This window comes from Kribbella alba (genome assembly GCF_039529635.1).
GTDB classification, from domain to species: Bacteria; Actinomycetota; Actinomycetes; order Propionibacteriales; family Kribbellaceae; genus Kribbella; species Kribbella alba.
Genome location: NZ_BAAANE010000010.1, coordinates 210,773 through 226,558, shown reverse-complemented (window position 1 = coordinate 226,558; position 15,786 = coordinate 210,773). Strand labels below are relative to the sequence as shown.

Sequence of the window (15,786 nt, the reverse complement as noted above, 5' to 3'; positions counted from 1 at the left end):
AGTTCGCCTGTGGATTAACGTGCCCCAGAATTCGGTAGGCGCTGGTATGAAGGGATCATGCCAACGTCATCAGCCCGCCCGGTGATCCTGACCGTGGACGACGACCCGGGGGTCTCGCGGTCGATCGCCCGCGACCTGCGGCGCCGGTACGGCGAGGAGAACCGGATCGTCCGGGCGGAAGCCCCGGACCAGGCCCTCGACGCGCTCCGCGAGCTCAAGCTGCGGGGTGAGCCGGTCGCTGTGCTGCTGGCCGACTACCGGATGCCGGGCATGTCCGGGATCGACTTCCTCGAGAACGCGATAGAGCTGTTCCCGCTCGCCCGGCGGGTCCTGCTCACGGCGTACGCGGACACAGACGCGGCAATCCAGGCCATCAACGTGGTCGACCTCGACCACTACCTGCTGAAGCCGTGGAACCCGCCGGAGGAGAAGCTCTACCCGGTGGTCGACGCGATGATCGACCTGTGGAAGTCGACCCCCGAGCAGTCCAGCGACGAGACCCGGGTGATCGGCCACCGCTGGTCGGCTCCGTCCTTCCAGGCCCGGGATTTCCTTGCCCGCAATGCGGTGCCCTACCGCTGGCTCGGCGTCGACGACGACGAGAGCAGGCGTCTTCTCGAAGCTGCCGGGATCGACGGTTCCACGCTGCCGGTGATCATCACGCCGGACGGCACGGTCCTGGTCAAGCCGTCGGATTCCGAGTTGGCCGACAAGGTCGGGCTGTCGACCCACCCGGCCGAGGAGTTCTACGACCTGGTCGTGGTCGGCGGCGGACCGGCCGGGCTCGGCGCTGCCGTGTACGGCGCCAGTGAGGGACTGCGGACAGTCCTGGTCGAAGAGGTCGCGACGGGTGGTCAGGCCGGCCAGTCGAGCCGGATCGAGAACTACCTCGGCTTTCCCGACGGGGTGTCCGGGGCTCAGCTCACCGACCGCGCCCGGCGGCAGGCGGTCCGCTTCGGCGCCGAGTTGCTGACGGCCCGTCAGGTCGTCGGGCTGGAGACCCTCGGATCGGCCCGGCGGCTGCGGTTCTCCGACGGAAGTGAGATCTCTGCCCACTCGGTGATCCTGGCGACCGGCGTCTCCTACCGGAGCCTGGAAGCGCCGGGCGTGGATGATCTGTGTGGCAAGGGGATCTACTACGGTTCGGCGACGACCGAGGGCCCGAGCTGCGCCGGCCAGCAGGTCTACATCATCGGCGGGGCGAACTCCGCGGGGCAGGCCGCGGTCTATTTCTCGAAACACGCCAAACGCGTGCATATGCTGGTCAGAGGTCCCTCACTCGAGGCGACCATGTCGTCGTACCTGATCGATCAGATCGACGGCATCGGCAACATCGAGGTGCACACCTGTACTCAGGTGGTCTCCTGCAAGGGTTCGGAGCACCTGGAGCGGGTGACGCTGACGAACAGCGCGACCGGGGAGAGCCGGGAGGTGGACACGGAGTGGATGTTCGTGTTCATCGGCGCCGCGCCCCGGACCGACTGGCTGCCGGGTGACCTGCTGCGCGACGACCGCGGGTTCGTGCTGACCGGACCGGACCTGCACGGCAAACCGGCCGGCTGGGCCCTGGAGCGGGAGCCGTACCACCTGGAGACGAGTATGCCGGGCGTTTTCGCAGCCGGCGACGTACGAGCCGAGTCGGTCAAGCGGGTCGCCTCCGCCGTGGGCGACGGGGCGATGGCAGTGACCTTGGTGCACCGATACCTGGAGATGCTCTGATGACCACGACCGATGAGGTCCGCAGGCTGAGCCGCGACGAGCTGCGCACGCTGTTCCTCTTCGAGAGCCTGCACGACGACCAGCTCGACTGGCTGGCGCGCGAGGGCTACGTCAGCTCGGTCGACGAGGGCCGGGTGTTCGCCGAGGGCGACACCGCGACCTGCTGCTACGTGCTGATGTCGGGCGGGATCCGGCTGTGCAAGCTCCTGCAGGGCGAAGAGGTCGAGATCAACCGGACGTCGCAGCGCGGCGTTTACGCGGGCGCCTTCAACGCCTTCTTCGGCGCCGACGACCGCAAGTCCTACACGGCCTCGATGTACGTGCTCGAGCCGTCGGAGTTCTTCGTGATCGACGCCGCGACGATGGCGACGATGATGAACGCCTGGTTCCCGATGGCGGTGCATCTGATCGAGGGCTTCGTGATGGGCATGCGGCGGACCAACGAGACGATGGGGCAGCGCGAGCGGTTGCTTGCCCTCGGCTCCTTGTCGGCCGGCCTGACCCACGAGCTGAACAACCCCGCTGCCGCCGCAGTCCGGGCCGCCGCCACGCTGCGGCAGCGAGTCGCCGGCATGCGGTCCAAGTTGGCGATGCTTGCCGACGGCACCCTTGACACCACGAAGCTGCACCAGCTCGTGGCGATCCAGGAAGCGGCGGTCGAGCGGGTGGCGAAGGCGCGCGAGCTGTCGCCGATGGAGCTCAGCGACGCAGAGGACGCGCTGTCCGACTGGCTGGACGACCACGACGTCTCCGCCAGCTGGGACGTCGCACCTGTCCTGGCCGCGGTCGGGCTGGATGTGCCGTGGATGGAGGAGGTACTGACCGCCGTCGGCCCGGAGTACCTCGAGGGCGCGGTGCGCTGGTTGATGTACACGATCGACACCGAGTCGCTGATGAACGAGATCGACGACTCCGTCACCCGGATCTCGACCCTGGTCGGCGCGGCCAAGCAGTACTCGCAGATCGACCGGGCGCCCTACCAGGTGGTGGATCTGCGCGAGCTGCTGAAGTCGACGCTGGTGATGATGTCGAGCAAGCTGGACGGTGTCACCGTGGTGAAGGACTTCGACCCGGAGCTACCCCCGATCCCGGCGTACGCGGCCGAACTCAACCAGGTGTGGACGAACATCATCGACAATGCGGTCGGCGCGATGGGCGGCTCGGGCACGCTGACGCTCCGCACCAAGCGCGACGGCGCCTACGCGGTGGTCGAGATCGGCGACACCGGACCGGGCATCCCGCCGGAGATCCGCAACCGCATCTTCGAACCCTTCTTCACCACCAAGCCGATAGGCGAGGGCACCGGCCTGGGCCTGGACATCTCCTGGCGCATCGTCGTCAAGAAACACCATGGCGACCTCCGGGTCGAGAGCAAACCCGGCGACACCCGCTTCAAGATCGTCCTCCCCGTCGACCCCGAATCCGAGATCCAGGCCCAGGGCGACCTGATCTGAACTCCCCGCGGCAGCTCGGAGCTTCAGTCAGCGGAGGGCTGTGCCGTGGGTGTGGGACAGGAGGGTGAGGTCGTCGCGGGTGGGGAGGGATTCCCAGTCGCCGTGGGCACCGACGCAGAAGGCCCCGCACGTGGTGGCGCGGTCGAGGCGGCCTTCGGGGGAGAGGTTGTCGAGGGTGGCTGAGAGGTAGCCGGAGACGAACGCGTCGCCGGCGCCGATGCTGTCGACGACTGTGACGGGCAGGGCGGGCCGGTGGATGCTGCCCTGATCGGAGTGCGACCACGCGCCCTTGCTACCGGCCGTCACGACGACCTCCTGGATGGCGGTTGCCAGCAGCACCTGCACGGGATCGGCCGCGTCGGTGAGGATGTCGAGCTCGTCCTCCGACGCGAAAACCGTGCGTACGAAGGGCAGAAGCTCTCGCATCGACTCGGCAGCGGCGGCGCGCGACCACAGCCGCCCGCGATAGTTCACGTCGAGCGACACCTGCACCCCAGCTCTTGAAGCAACCCGTACTGTGGCCAGCGTCGCCGCGCGGGCGGAATCCGACAGGGCCGGCGTGATCCCGGTGACGTGCAGCAGCAACGGTGATTCCGACGCCAGGGCGGTGACGCACTCGTCGGCGGTCAAGGTGGAACCGGCGGAGCCGCGGCGGTGGTAGCTCACCCGGGTGATGTCGTGCGCGGGCTGGTCGAACGCGATGAACCCGGTGAACGACTCGTCCGTGAACCGCAGGTAGGCGGTGTCGACACCCTCAGCCCGCAAAGTCCGCTGAACCAGCCGCCCGGGTTCATCGTTGCCCACAGCACCGATCCAGGCGGGGTGATGCCCGAGCCGGGCAAGGCCGATCGCGACGTTGCTCTCGGATCCCGCGACCGAGAGGTGCGCCTCACCGCCCATCCGGAGGGCTGCCCTGGAGCGAATGGACACCATCGTCTCGCCGAAGGTGAGGACGTCAGCCATCCGCGACCGCCGTGAGGAAGGCGGCGGCGCGCGCCGACAGCTCGGACTGGGGGCCGCCGGTGCCGGCGTCGCCCAGCAGCGGGGAACCGACGCCGACGGCGAAGGCGCCGGCGGCGAGGTATTCGGGCGCCGAGGTGGCGTCGATGCCGCCGACGGCGATCAGAGGCGCCGCCGGGAGCGGAGCGCGGAGCTCGCGGAGGTAGCCGGGGCCGTGGAGTTTCGCGGGGAAGATCTTGACCGCGAGAGCGCCGAGGTCGAGCGCGGTGACCACCTCAGTCGGTGTCAGCGCGCCGCAAAGCAGCGGCAGGCCGAGTTCGACGCTGCGGTGGGCTCCACGGGTGATGGCCGGAGTGACGACGAATCCGGCGCCGGCAGCCGCCACCTCATCGGCTTGAGCGGCGGTCACGACGGTCCCGGCGCCGATCAGGACCGAGGGATCGAACTCCGATCGCGCCTTGGAGATCGCCTCCGCGCCGCCCGGGGTCGTCAGCGACACCTCCAGCGCGGTGATCCCGGCGGCTACCAGGGTGCGGACGCATTCCAGCGCCCGGTCCGGTCCGTCGGCCCGGATGATGGCCAGCACCTTCCGCCGGCTCAGTTCCGCAAGCAAGTCCACGACAGCTCTCCTTCAGCGACAGATTTCACCGTATTGCACGGCCCGGACGCGCCGGCGGCCCCCACGGCTGAGAACATCAGACTGGCCTGGCGGAGATCACCAGCCGCCAGGCCAGCTCACCCGACGCCGGTACGACGGCAGCGTCGCCAGGGCCTGCCTCCGCGAGGTCGAAGACGCGGCCGAGCATCGGCTCCACGCCCAGGCTCCGGTATGGCGCGTCTGCCGGGAAGCCGCCGAGATTCCGCCACAGCGCAACCGAAACCGGTTGCCCCAGGCAACTCAGCTCGAACTGCAACGAGTGCGAGCCGTCCCGCACGGAGGCGATCGGGCAGTCGGTCAGAACGGCGCCGACGGCGGTTCCATCAGTCTGCCCATAAGTCGCAAGGTCGATCCCGACAGGGCTCGGCCAGCTGCCCTCGACCCACGGCACAGCTGTGGGCCACAGCGATTCCGTCAGCCCCGCGGCCTCGGGGTAGAGACGGCAGGCAGTACCGTCCGGTGCGTCTACAACAGCGCCGACGTCACACGACAACAGCGCATGCGCCGCCCAGATGAATCGATAGCCGGCCGGCGCGATCAGGCGGTAGTCCACCCACACCGTCTGTTGGCCGGCCTCAACCGGCGCATCGCCGCCGTGGAACCGCCGGAGCAGCACGGCATCCTCATGCTGGACGACGTCCCAGTCCTCGTCTTCCTCCAGCGACGACCACGGCTGATTCCACAGCCCACCGTGGTCCGGGACGCCCCGTACGGTCGGGAAGCACTCGTCGAGCCCGCCGACATCGACGTACGAGGTTGTGCCGGTTCGCGGCCCGGAGATCAGCCCGGGCCCCGACCACAGCCACTCGCGGCCGGCCATCCGCAGTGAGGTCCAGCGCCCGCCGTCTTCCAGGTCAACCGCTACTTCGTTGGTAGGAAGCTCCGTCACCATTCTGCGAAGGATCCGTCCTCGTGCGTCCAGAGCGGGTTGCGCCAGGTGTGGCCCTTCTTGTCCGCGTCCCGTACCGCGGCCTCGTCCACGGTGATTCCCAAGCCAGGCAGGGGATTCCACTCGGCATGGCCGTTCACCCAGGTGAACGGCGTCGGGTCCGTGACATACGAGGTGAGGTCGTTGTCCACGTTGTAGTGGAGCCCGCGACTCTGCTCCTGAATCAGGAAGTTCGGCGTCGCGAACGAAACCTGCAGACTCGCCGCCAGCGAGATCGGCCCGAGCGGGCAATGCGGAGCAAGCAGGGCCCCATGTGTCTCAGCCAGTACTGCGATCCGCCGGAGCTCGGAGATTCCACCGGCATGGGACACGTCGGGTTGCACCACGGCAACCCCCGCGTCCAACGCGGGAACGAATTCCGACCGGTTGTACAGCCGCTCGCCCAACGCGACCGGGACGGTCGAGCTGGCAATCACCTCGGGCAGGTGATGCAGATGCTCAGGCAGCACGGGTTCTTCCACGAACAGCGGGTGCAGCGGCTCGACCGCGTGCAGGATCCGCCGTGCGGCGGCAACCCCGACGCGTCCGTGCAGGTCGATCGCCACATCCCGCTCATCGCCGAGCACTGACCGGGCGGCAGTCAGCCGGGCGACGATGGAGTTGAGCTCGGCCAGTGACGGCGAGGGCTGGATCCGTCCGCTGGCGTTCATCTTCACGGCGGTCATCCCACCGGCGACCTGGGCGGCGACCTGGTCCGCGATCTCGGCCGGCTCGTCACCGCCGACCCACGCATAGACCCGGACCCGATCCCGCACCCGCCCGCCGAGCAACGAAGCGACGGGCGCTCCGTAGACCTTGCCGGCGATGTCCCACAGCGCGTGGTCGAGCCCGGCGACAGCACTGCTCAGGACCGGGCCACCACGGTAGAAGCCACCCTTGGAAAGGATCTGCCAGTGCCGCTCGATCTGCAGCGGGTCCTGGCCGATCAGGTACTCCGACAGCGTCTCGATCGCGGTTCGCACGACTTCCGCGCGACCCTCGACCACCGGTTCGCCCCAGCCCACGACACCGTCGCTGGTCTCGATCCGGCAGAACAACCAGCGCGGTGGGACGAGGAAGGTCTCGATCCGCTCGATCTTCACTTGCCGCCGCCCCGAACCTCGGAGAGGTCCTCGGCGGCCTTCGCCAGCAGCTCCCGCATCGCCAGCTCGGCGCCTTCGGGGTCACCGGCCCGCACCGCCTCAACCACGCGCCGGTGGCTCGGGATGGGGTCGTCGGAAGGTTTCACCTTGTGGACCAGCCGGTCGCGACCGGCCAGGCCGGTCTCCATGATGACCTCCATCTTGGTCAGCAACTCGTTGCCGGTGGCATGGAGCAGAGCCTTGTGGAAGGCCAGGTCCGCGGCCACCGCTGCGAGGTCGTTCGTTGCCGACGACATCGCTTCGAGCGCCGAGCCGAGCGCTTCCAGGTCCACCGGCTGAGCTCGAACGGCCGCCAGCCGGGCGGCGGCCGGTTCGACGATGCCGCGCACCTCGTGGAGCTCCTCGAGCAGCTCGGGCCGGACGTCGTCGTCGAAGTGCCAGCGGATCATGTCGGCGTCGAGCAGGTTCCAGTCCGAGCGGGGCCGGACGAACGTGCCCCGCTTCTGCCGGGCGTCGACGAGCCCCTTCGCGGTCAGCACCTTCAACGCCTCGCGCACCGCGGTCAGGCTGACGCCGAGGTCCGCCTGCAGATCCGGCACGTTGATCGTCGCGCCCTCGGGGATCTGCCCCGACAGGATGCGCTGCGCCATCACCTCCACGATCTGCCCGTGCAAGCCCCGCGACATCCCGCGCTGAATCCCCGTCACACTGCTCTCCAAATCACTGTCGAACCATCCGGGCCACAACCCGCAGTACTCATGCCGAGTCCTTGACCGCTGACCAGCCGCCGTCGACCACCAGACTGGTCGCCGTAACGAAGGAAGCCTCCGGCGACAGCAGGAACGCCACCGCCGCAGCCACCTCGTCCGGCTGCCCGAGTCGCCCGACCGCCGTGGCCCGGGCACTCTGGTCCTTGCCCTCGGGCGTGACGCGGTCCCAGGCGGCCGTGTCGATCGGACCCGGCAGGACTGTGTTCACCCGGATCGACCCGCCGTACTCGACCGCCAGTTGGCGCCCGAGAGCCACCAGTGCCCCCTTGCTGGCAGCGTATGCGGGATGCCCAGGCATCCCGGTCAGAGCGTGCACCGAGGAGACCAGTACTACGGACCCGCCGCGCGCCGACAGGTCGTCGTACAGGGTCTTGAAGCCGAGGAAGGCCGCGGTGAGGTTCACGTCGAGCTGGCGTTGCCAGGAAGCCGGCGACAACTCGTGCGCGGGCCGGACGTCGACCGTGAAGGCGTTGCTGACGAAGCCGTCGATCGGGCCGAGCTCGTCGCGTCCGCGCGACAGCACCTCAGCCCAGGTGTCCGGGGCGGCGACGTCGCCTAGTACGCCGATCGAGCGGCCGGGGCTCTCCTTGCACGGCTGGAGGTCGACCTGGACGACCGATGCGCCCTCGTCGAGCAGCCGCTGCGCACAGGCAGCACCGATGCCGGTGGCGGCACCGGTCACCACGATGACGCGATCAGCCAAACGCACAGACCCTCCAAGGTCTCCAACGATGCACCCAAGTTGACCGTCAGCGAGTGACCACGTCAAGCCAATTTCTCGTAATTTACGAATTAATATTGACATGTCTTCCGACCGGCTGCAAGATCCTCCGCAGAACGAACCACTCACTTGACTGGCACGGCGGACGCCGGTGCCGAGATCTCAGGAGCACGGCATGGCAGCAGATCGGCGCACGTTCCTCAAAGGGCTCGGAATGCTCGGGGCCGCGGCCCTGGTGCCGGGCTGCGCGACCTCGACCACCAGCACCGGTGGCAGCAGCAGCGGCGCAACTGGTGAGCTGTCGCTGCAGTCGAACCTCTCCTCCGAGCAGGCCAAGGCCGCGATGGAGAAGCTGGTCGCCGCCTACAACAAGACAGGCGGCAGCACGGTCAAGATGAACACCGTGGCCGCGGAGATCTTCCGCACCCAGCTCCCGACGTACCTCACGTCGTCGAACCCGCCGGACGTCTACACCTGGTACGCCGGGTCGGTGGCGAACTCGTACGCCAAGAAGGACCTGCTGCTCGACGTCACCAGCGTCTGGGACGGGATGAAGAACTACCCGCAGTCGATGCAGAAGGTCTCCACCGGCGAGAACGGCCAGAAGATCTTCGTGCCGACCAGCTACTACTGGTGGGGCGTGTTCTACCGGAAGTCGAACTTCGCCAAGTGGGGCGTCACGCCGCCGAAGACCTGGGAGGAGTTCCTCGCCGTCTGCAAGACGATCCAGAGCAAGGGCGTCGCGCCGATCGGCATCGGCCTCGGGGACACCCCGTGGGTCGCGTCGGCCTGGTTCGACTACCTGAACATCCGGATCAACGGCGCGCCGTTCCACCGCCAGTTGCTGGCCGGCGAGGGTCGCTTCGACGACCCGAAGGTGAAGGCCGTCTTCACCAAGTGGAAGGAGGCCCTGCCGTACTTCGACCCGAAGGGCAAGTCGTTCCCCTTCCAGGAGGCGACCTCCGCGATGCTCGGGGGCAAGACCGGCATGTTCCTGATCGGCACGTTCTTCGCCGACTCCGCGCCGAAGGACGCGCTCGACGACATCGACTTCTTCCAGTTCCCGATCATCGACCCGGCCGTGCCGGTGGCCGAGGAGGCGCCGATCGACGGCTACTTCGCGAGCAAGAAGGTGAAGGACCCCGAGGGCGTGAAGAAGTTCATGGCCTGGCTGGCCACTGCCGAGGCGCAGGAGATCTACGTCCAGAACTCCTCCGGTACGGCGATCCCGGCGAACCCGGACGGCAAGTCCGCGGACACCCCGCTGGTGCGCAAGGGCAAGGCGATGGTCCAGGAGGCCAAGGAGATCACGCAGTTCTTCAACCGCGACTCCAGCGACGCGCTGCAGCCGACGGCGGACGCCGCGCTGACCAAGTTCCTGGACAAGCCTGACCAGATCGACCAGATCCTGAAGGACTGGCAGGCGGCGGCCGAGAAGGTCTTCAAGGCGTGACCGAGACCGCTGTTCAGGCTGTGCCTGGATCGACCCCCACCCCGCCACCCCGGTCGGGTACGCGGGCGCGGACGGAGCGGCGACCGTGGCGCGTGTCGCCGCTGATCCTCGCGTTCGTCTTCGTCCCGTTCGCGGTCGAGGCGGTCTGGGTGTTCTGGCCGGCCCTGCAGGGATTCTGGCTGGCGCTGACGAACTGGGACGGCCTGTCCGCGCCGAAGTTCGTCGGCCTCGGCAACTTCCACGACATGGTGTCGGACCCGATCTTCCGGACCGCGCTGAAGAACACCGCGATCTGGCTGGTCCTCTTCGGCGGCCTCAGCGTGGCGGGTGGATTCGGGATGGCCCTGCTGCTGCAGAAGGAGCGCCGCGGTGTCGGCATCTATCGCGCCGCGTTGTTCACCCCGGTCGTGTTCTCGCTGGTGGTCACCGCGCTGATCTGGCGCGTGTTCTACCAGCCGGACGGCCTGGTCGACTCCGTACTGCGGGGCGTCGGCCTCGGCAACTTCGTCCGGCCTTGGCTGGCGGATCCCGGCACTGCGCTGTATGCCGTGATCCTGCCTGCTCTCTGGCGGCAGATCGGCTACGTGATGGTGCTGTACCTCGCCGGCCTCAAGGCAGTCGACCCGGCTCTCTACGAGGCGGCCCGGGTGGACGGCGCCTCGGCCTGGCAGCGGACGCGGTACGTCACGATCCCTCAGCTGAAGGGTGTGAACTCGGTCGTGCTGTCGGTGATCGTGATCGACTCGCTGAGATCGTTCGACATCGTCTGGTCGATGACCAGGGGTGGCCCGTACCACTCGTCCGAGCTGCTCAGCACCTACATGTATTCGACCGCGTTCCAGTCCACCCAGCTGGGCTACGCCTCGGCGATCGCCGTGGTGATCTTCCTGCTCGCCCTCGCGGTGATCCTCGGCTATCTGATCAGGGCCTTCCGGGAGGAGACATGACGAACCGCTTCAAGACCACCGGCTATCACCTGGCGATGGGGATCGTGTCGTTCCTGTGGATCGCGCCGATCCTGTGGGTGGTGGTGATCTCCTTCCGCAGCTTCGACGATGTCGCCGCGAACGGTCTGGGGTCGTTGCCGCACTCCTTCACGTTCTCGACGTACAAGTCGGCGTGGCAGGACGCGGACGAGTTCCGCGCGCTGATCAACTCCCTGCTGGTGACGATCCCCGCGGTGATCCTGAGTCTCGGGCTCGCCTCGACCGCGGCGTACGGGTTGGCCCGGTACAGCATCCCGTTCCGCCGGACGGTGCTGCTGCTGATGTTGATGGGCAACCTGCTGCCGCCGCAGATCCTGCTGATCCCGATCTCGCGCTTCGTGGAGCTGACCGGGTACTACGACACGTTGTACGCGTTGATCGCGGTGCATGTCGGGTTCGGGCTCGGGTTCTACACCTTCGTGCTGCACGGGTTCATGCGCGACCTGCCGAAGGAGATCCAGGAGGCCGCGACGATCGACGGGGCCGGGCCGGGGAAGATCTTCGCGAGCGTGATCCTGCCGTTGACCAGGCCGGCCCTGGCGGCGCTCGGGGCGTTGTCGTTCACGTGGATCTTCAACGATCTGCTCTGGTCGATCACGGTGATCAGGTCCGGCGACAAGATGCCGGTGACGCCCGCGCTGCTCGGTCTGCAAGGGCTCTTCGTGTCGTCCTGGAACGTGATCGCCGCAGGCACCGTGATCGCGGCCGTGCCGACCCTCGCGGTCTTCCTGCGGTTCCAGAAGCACTTCGTCTCTGGGCTGGCGATCGGAGCCGTCAAGTGAATCAATGGACGTTGCGAGGGGCAACCACAGCGTATGCCGTGGAGGTTCCCGAGCATGGCCGGTGGGCGGCGCTGGTTGCCTGGGGCCCGCACGCGGTCACCGACGGACCGTCGACGGTCGCCCCTGTCGGAACCGAGCACTTCCTGCCGCGTGCGGACGTGGAGCCGCTGGAATACGCGGTCAGGGGAGTGCGCTACACGAGCCCGACCGAGCTGGTCGTGAGCGGCCCCGACGGCTCCGACGAACTCCGCCCGGTCTTCGTCGGCGCAACCCAGACCGCCGCCCAGGCAGGTGCCGACGGCTGCGGCTCGCTGGAGCTGACCTTCGTCGATCCCTTGCGATCACTCAGGCTCGTCCTGCACTACCGGATGCCGAGCGGTCTGGACGTGGTCGAGCGCTGGGTGTCGATCCACAACGACGGCTCCGACAGCCTCACCTTGCACCAGCACGACTCGGCCGCCTTCGTCATCCCCACTGTCAACGGCGCGCACCTGCGCTACCTCTCGGGCGAGTGGAACAGCGAGTTCCAGCAGGCCGCGATCACGCTGCCCCGCGGCCGGTTCACCGTCGACAGCCGCCAAGGCATCACCGGTCATTCCTTCTCACCCTTCCTGTCCGTCGCAGATGCCGACGACCCGACCGGTACGACGTGGGGCGTCCAGCTCGCGTGGACCGGTTCGTGGCGGCTGAGCGCGGACGTCGACACCACCGGGCAGACCCGGATCCAGGCCGGCCGAGCTCCGTCCAGCCTCGGCCTTTCGCTGGCGCCTGGAGCGTCCTGGGTCTCCCCGGTGGCTGTCGGTGCGTGCAGTTCCGAGGGACCCGACGGGCTGGCTCGTGCCTTCCACGCCTATCAGCGGACGTTCGCGCGAGGGCTGCCGCAGAAGGTCGTCTACAACTCGTGGTTCGCGACCGAGTTCGACGTACGGGCGGACCATCAGCTCGAGCTGGCGCGCAAGGCCGTCCGGGCCGGGGTCGAGACCTTCGTGGTCGACGACGGCTGGTTCACCGGGCGCACCGACGACGCATCGGGTCTGGGGGACTGGGAGGTCGATCCCGCGGCCTTCCCGCACGGACTCGGCGGCTTCATCGCCGACCTGAAGGAGGTCGGCCTGGGTTTCGGCCTGTGGGTGGAGCCCGAGTCCGTCAGCCCTGGTTCGGACCTGGCCGCCATGCATCCCGAGTGGATCCTGGGCACGGAAGGGCGGGAGCCGCTGCTCGTTCGCAACCAGCTCCTGCTCGACCTGAGCCGGGACGATGTCGCCGACTGGATCTGGGAGACCCTGGACCGGCTGCTGTCGTCGTACGAGATCAGCTACCTGAAGTGGGACGCCAACCGGCCGCGGCTCGACGCGGGGGATCTGCGGGCTCGGGATCTCGATGGTGGCGTGGTCACCAACCTGTACAAGATCCTGGACCGGTTACGCACGGACCATCCGAACGTGATCGTCGAAGGATGTGCGGGTGGCGGCGCGCGCGTCGACCTCGGTATGGCGGCGCGCGTCGACACGCTCTGGCCGAGCGACAACACAGCCCCGCTGGATCGGCTGAAGATCCAGCGCGGCTTCCTCAGCGGGTATTCGCCACACCTGATGAGCTCATGGGTCACCGACGCGGCCGGGACGCACGACGGCCGCGAAAGGTCACTGGACTTCCGCTTCCACGTCGCGATGGCAGGCGGTCTCGGTATCGGCGCCGACCTGTCGCAGTGGACCGACGATCAGCTGGCCGTGGCGGCCCGCCACGTCGCGCAGTACCGGGAGATCCGTGATGTCGTTGCGCAGGGCAACGTCTACTGGTTGAGCGAGGGGCCGACGGTGGGACTGCAATACGTGCGGCCGACCAGGTCGGTCGTGTTCCTGTGGGACACCGGCGACACCTCCGTCAGGGGAACTCTGCCGACGCGGCCCCGGCGGATCCCGCTTCAGGGACTCGACGCGACGAAGAACTACCGGGTGGGTGATGAGGTCCACCCGGGCAGCTACCTCCTGCAGGTCGGCATCCCGGATCCGCGGGACAGCGCGACCGACTCGAACTGCCTGGTCGTCGAAACCCTCGACTGACCCGATCCGTCCATCACTGGCAGCAAAGGACATTGATGTGAAACGACTCTCCGCCCTGCTCGGCGGCGTGATCGCGGCGGCCCTGGTGGCCACCTCGCTCGCGACCGCCGCAGCCCCTGCTTCAGCAGCCCCGTCCAGTCAGGCCGACGTGCTCAGCCCGACGCCATACATGGGCTGGAACACGTACTACGGACTCGGCGGCGACTTCACCGACACCACGATCCGGTCCGTCGCCGACTCGCTGGTCAGCCGCGGGCTGGCGAAGGCCGGCTACGACATCGTCTGGCTGGACGGTGGGTGGCAGGCCGATGTGCCCCGGAGTGAGGCCGGCGACCTGCAGCCGAACGCGGCCAAGTTCCCGAACGGGCTCAAGCCGATGGTCGACTACATCCACAGCAAGGGCCTGAAGGCCGGCATCTACACCGACGCCGGTCCGTACATCCCAGGCAGGTGCGGCCTCGGCAGTGGTGGCCACTACCAGCGCGACGCTGACCAGTTCGCGGCCTGGGGCTTCGACGCGGTCAAGGTCGACTACCTCTGCGGCATCGCGGCGAACCTGGACCCGAAGACGGTCTTCACCGAGTTCGCCCAGGCGCTGCGCAACAACGCGAGCCACCGGCCGATGATCTTCAACCTCTGCAACCCGGTCACCTCGCCCGACTGGGGCAACTACCCGGAGTCGCAGCAGTCGACCTTCTCCTGGTCCTACGCCCCGGCGATCGCGCAGTCGTGGCGGACCTACACCGATGTCGGGTTCCAGGGCGACATCAAGTTCAAGGATGTACTGCGGAACTACGACGCGAACGCCCGGCACCCTGAGGTCGTCAAGCCCGGCGCGTTCGGCGACCCGGACTACCTGGCTCCCGAACTCGGCATGTCGGACGAGGAGTTCCGCACCCAGTTGACGCTCTGGTCCGTCGCCGCCGCTCCGCTGGTCGTCGGCAGCGACGTCCGCAAGCTCAGCGCCACCACGGTCGGCATGCTGACCGACCCGGACGTGATCGCGATCAACCAGGACCGCGCCGCCGTCCAGGCCGTGCGCGTCGGAGCAGCCGGTACGACGGAGACGTGGGTCAAGCGGCTCGCCGACGGGAGCCGCGCGGTGGTGCTGCTCAACCGGGGCGACAGCGCGAAGACCCTCACTACGACGGCGAAGGCGGCCGGTCTGAGCGGCTCGAGGTTCACCCTGAAGAACGCCTGGACCAACGCCGTCACCGAGAGCGCGGGCACGATCAGCGCAGCCGTTTCCGCGCACGGCGCGGCCCTGTTCCGGGTCCAACCCGCCCGCGGTGTGCCGGGTGTCCCACACGTGACCGCCGGTATCCCCGTGGTCACCCACGTGGGAACGGATGCGCAGCCTGACGGAGTGGCGCCGGTGGTTGCCGGTGGCGACGAACTCCGCGCCGAGGTCGTCGTGCGCAACGATGGCCTGCTATCGGTGGCCAAGCCCTCGGTGGCCCTTGCCGGCGGCGCCGGCTGGACCGTCAAGCCGGTGAGCAACGCGCCGAAGGTACTTGCCGGGGGCAAGCAGGCAACCTTCGCCTTCACGGTGAAGCTGCCGGCCGGAGCCACTCCGGGGAACGCGGCGCTGACCGCAACCACGTCGTACGAGGTGATCGGTCACGGCAATCAGCGCCAGACGACGGTGTCGCCGGTCGTGGTCGCGCCTGCTCCGCCTTCAGGCGCGGCCGCGCTCTCGCACCACCAATGGATCGTCGCGACCAGCGGCTGGATGTCGCCGACGGTGGACGAGGCAGTCGGTGGTGGTTCGCCGATCAGCCTGGTCGGGCAGACCTACCCGACCGGGATCGGTGTCGCCTCGCCTTCGACGATCCGTTACTACCTGGGCAAGTCCTGCAGCCGGCTGACGGCCACGGTCGGGATCGACGACGCAGTACGGAATGTCGGTCCCGAGGGTGGTACTTCGACCTTCCAGGTGGTCGGGGACGGCAAGGTGCTCTACGACAGCGGCGTGGTCGACCGCGACCACCCGAAGCCGGTCGATGTCGACCTCACCGGGGTTCGGGTGCTCGACCTGCTCGTGGGTGACGCAGGCGACGGCGGCTACAACGACCGCGCCGACTGGGCGGCTCCGGTGGCTACCTGCTGACATGGCCTGAACCAGCCGACCGCTGAGGGGCAGACCGCGCGACGGTCTGCCCCTTCGGTGTGTTTGGGTGGTCGTCGAA

13 protein-coding genes are annotated in these 15,786 nt (G+C 68.2%); 7 read left to right on the top strand and 6 right to left on the bottom strand.

All coding sequences use genetic code 11. The annotated features are described in order from the left end of the window. Positions 1 to 57 precede the first annotated feature (57 nt). Both ABD210_RS28180 and ABD210_RS28175 read left to right on the top strand, forming a co-directional pair. The gene (locus ABD210_RS28180; protein WP_344115454.1) at positions 58 to 1,719 is read left to right on the top strand and encodes an NAD(P)/FAD-dependent oxidoreductase; all 1,662 of its coding nucleotides are present in this window, start codon (positions 58 to 60) and stop codon (positions 1,717 to 1,719) included. Next, positions 1,719 to 3,173 (top strand): ATP-binding protein, encoded by a 1,455-nt coding sequence (locus ABD210_RS28175; protein WP_344115453.1) that lies wholly within the window; start codon positions 1,719 to 1,721, stop codon positions 3,171 to 3,173. Before ABD210_RS28180 ends, ABD210_RS28175 begins: the two co-directional genes overlap by 1 nt. 27 nt (positions 3,174 to 3,200) lie before the next feature. Here the strand turns inward: ABD210_RS28175 and ABD210_RS28170 are convergent, their stop codons facing one another. The 6 genes from ABD210_RS28170 to ABD210_RS28145 all read right to left on the bottom strand — a co-directional run bounded on the left by ABD210_RS28170 (position 3,201) and on the right by ABD210_RS28145 (position 8,301). Further along, the gene (locus tag ABD210_RS28170; RefSeq protein ID WP_344115452.1) at positions 3,201 to 4,136 is read right to left on the bottom strand and encodes a sugar kinase; all 936 of its coding nucleotides are present in this window, start codon (positions 4,134 to 4,136) and stop codon (positions 3,201 to 3,203) included. Next, a complete protein-coding gene (locus tag ABD210_RS28165; RefSeq protein WP_344115451.1) occupies positions 4,129 to 4,752 on the bottom strand; it encodes a bifunctional 4-hydroxy-2-oxoglutarate aldolase/2-dehydro-3-deoxy-phosphogluconate aldolase in 624 nt (207 codons plus the stop codon). The genes ABD210_RS28170 and ABD210_RS28165 overlap by 8 nt, the downstream gene beginning before the upstream one ends. Positions 4,753 to 4,828: 76 nt before the next feature. After that, entirely contained in the window at positions 4,829 to 5,683 is an 855-nt protein-coding gene (locus ABD210_RS28160) for a hypothetical protein (RefSeq protein WP_344115450.1), read from the bottom strand. Beyond that, the gene (dgoD, locus tag ABD210_RS28155; RefSeq protein WP_344115449.1) at positions 5,677 to 6,822 is read right to left on the bottom strand and encodes a galactonate dehydratase; all 1,146 of its coding nucleotides are present in this window, start codon (positions 6,820 to 6,822) and stop codon (positions 5,677 to 5,679) included. The genes ABD210_RS28160 and dgoD overlap by 7 nt, the downstream gene beginning before the upstream one ends. Further along, entirely contained in the window at positions 6,819 to 7,529 is a 711-nt protein-coding gene (locus tag ABD210_RS28150; RefSeq protein ID WP_344115448.1) for a FadR/GntR family transcriptional regulator, read from the bottom strand. Before ABD210_RS28150 ends, dgoD begins: the two co-directional genes overlap by 4 nt. Positions 7,530 to 7,578: 49 nt before the next feature. Further along, positions 7,579 to 8,301, bottom strand: a complete 723-nt coding sequence (locus ABD210_RS28145; protein ID WP_344115447.1) for an SDR family NAD(P)-dependent oxidoreductase — start codon at positions 8,299 to 8,301, stop codon at positions 7,579 to 7,581. 187 nt (positions 8,302 to 8,488) lie between these two features. On the opposite strand from ABD210_RS28145, the gene ABD210_RS28140 reads away from it, so the two are divergent. The 5 genes from ABD210_RS28140 to ABD210_RS28120 are packed head-to-tail and all read left to right on the top strand — an operon-like array spanning position 8,489 to position 15,707. After that, positions 8,489 to 9,766: an ABC transporter substrate-binding protein gene (locus tag ABD210_RS28140; protein ID WP_344115446.1), complete on the top strand. Its 1,278-nt coding sequence runs from the start codon at positions 8,489 to 8,491 to the stop codon at positions 9,764 to 9,766. Beyond that, on the top strand, positions 9,763 to 10,713 hold the full coding sequence (locus ABD210_RS28135) for a carbohydrate ABC transporter permease (protein WP_344115444.1): 951 nt from the start codon (positions 9,763 to 9,765) through the stop codon (positions 10,711 to 10,713). Before ABD210_RS28140 ends, ABD210_RS28135 begins: the two co-directional genes overlap by 4 nt. Further along, on the top strand, positions 10,710 to 11,534 hold the full coding sequence (locus ABD210_RS28130; protein WP_344115442.1) for a carbohydrate ABC transporter permease: 825 nt from the start codon (positions 10,710 to 10,712) through the stop codon (positions 11,532 to 11,534). Before ABD210_RS28135 ends, ABD210_RS28130 begins: the two co-directional genes overlap by 4 nt. 38 nt (positions 11,535 to 11,572) lie before the next feature. Continuing rightward, a complete protein-coding gene (locus ABD210_RS28125) occupies positions 11,573 to 13,597 on the top strand; it encodes an alpha-galactosidase (protein ID WP_344115440.1) in 2,025 nt (674 codons plus the stop codon). A gap of 37 nt (positions 13,598 to 13,634) precedes the next feature. Beyond that, positions 13,635 to 15,707 carry an NPCBM/NEW2 domain-containing protein gene (locus tag ABD210_RS28120; RefSeq protein WP_344115439.1) on the top strand — a complete coding sequence of 691 codons (2,073 nt, stop codon included), beginning with the start codon at positions 13,635 to 13,637 and terminating at the stop codon, positions 15,705 to 15,707. The last annotated feature ends 79 nt before the right edge of the window (positions 15,708 to 15,786 follow it).

What these genes read in the sequence shown, in the direction of transcription:
- ABD210_RS28180 (WP_344115454.1), top strand. Translation starts at nt 58, where the DNA reads ATGCCAACGTCATCAGCCCGCCCGGTGATCCTGACCGTGGACGACGAC.
- ABD210_RS28175 (WP_344115453.1), top strand. Translation starts at nt 1,719, where the DNA reads ATGACCACGACCGATGAGGTCCGCAGGCTGAGCCGCGACGAGCTGCGC.
- ABD210_RS28170 (WP_344115452.1), bottom strand. Translation starts at nt 4,136, where the DNA reads ATGGCTGACGTCCTCACCTTCGGCGAGACGATGGTGTCCATTCGCTCC.
- ABD210_RS28160 (WP_344115450.1), bottom strand. Translation starts at nt 5,683, where the DNA reads ATGGTGACGGAGCTTCCTACCAACGAAGTAGCGGTTGACCTGGAAGAC.
- ABD210_RS28140 (WP_344115446.1), top strand. Translation starts at nt 8,489, where the DNA reads ATGGCAGCAGATCGGCGCACGTTCCTCAAAGGGCTCGGAATGCTCGGG.
- ABD210_RS28130 (WP_344115442.1), top strand. Translation starts at nt 10,710, where the DNA reads ATGACGAACCGCTTCAAGACCACCGGCTATCACCTGGCGATGGGGATC.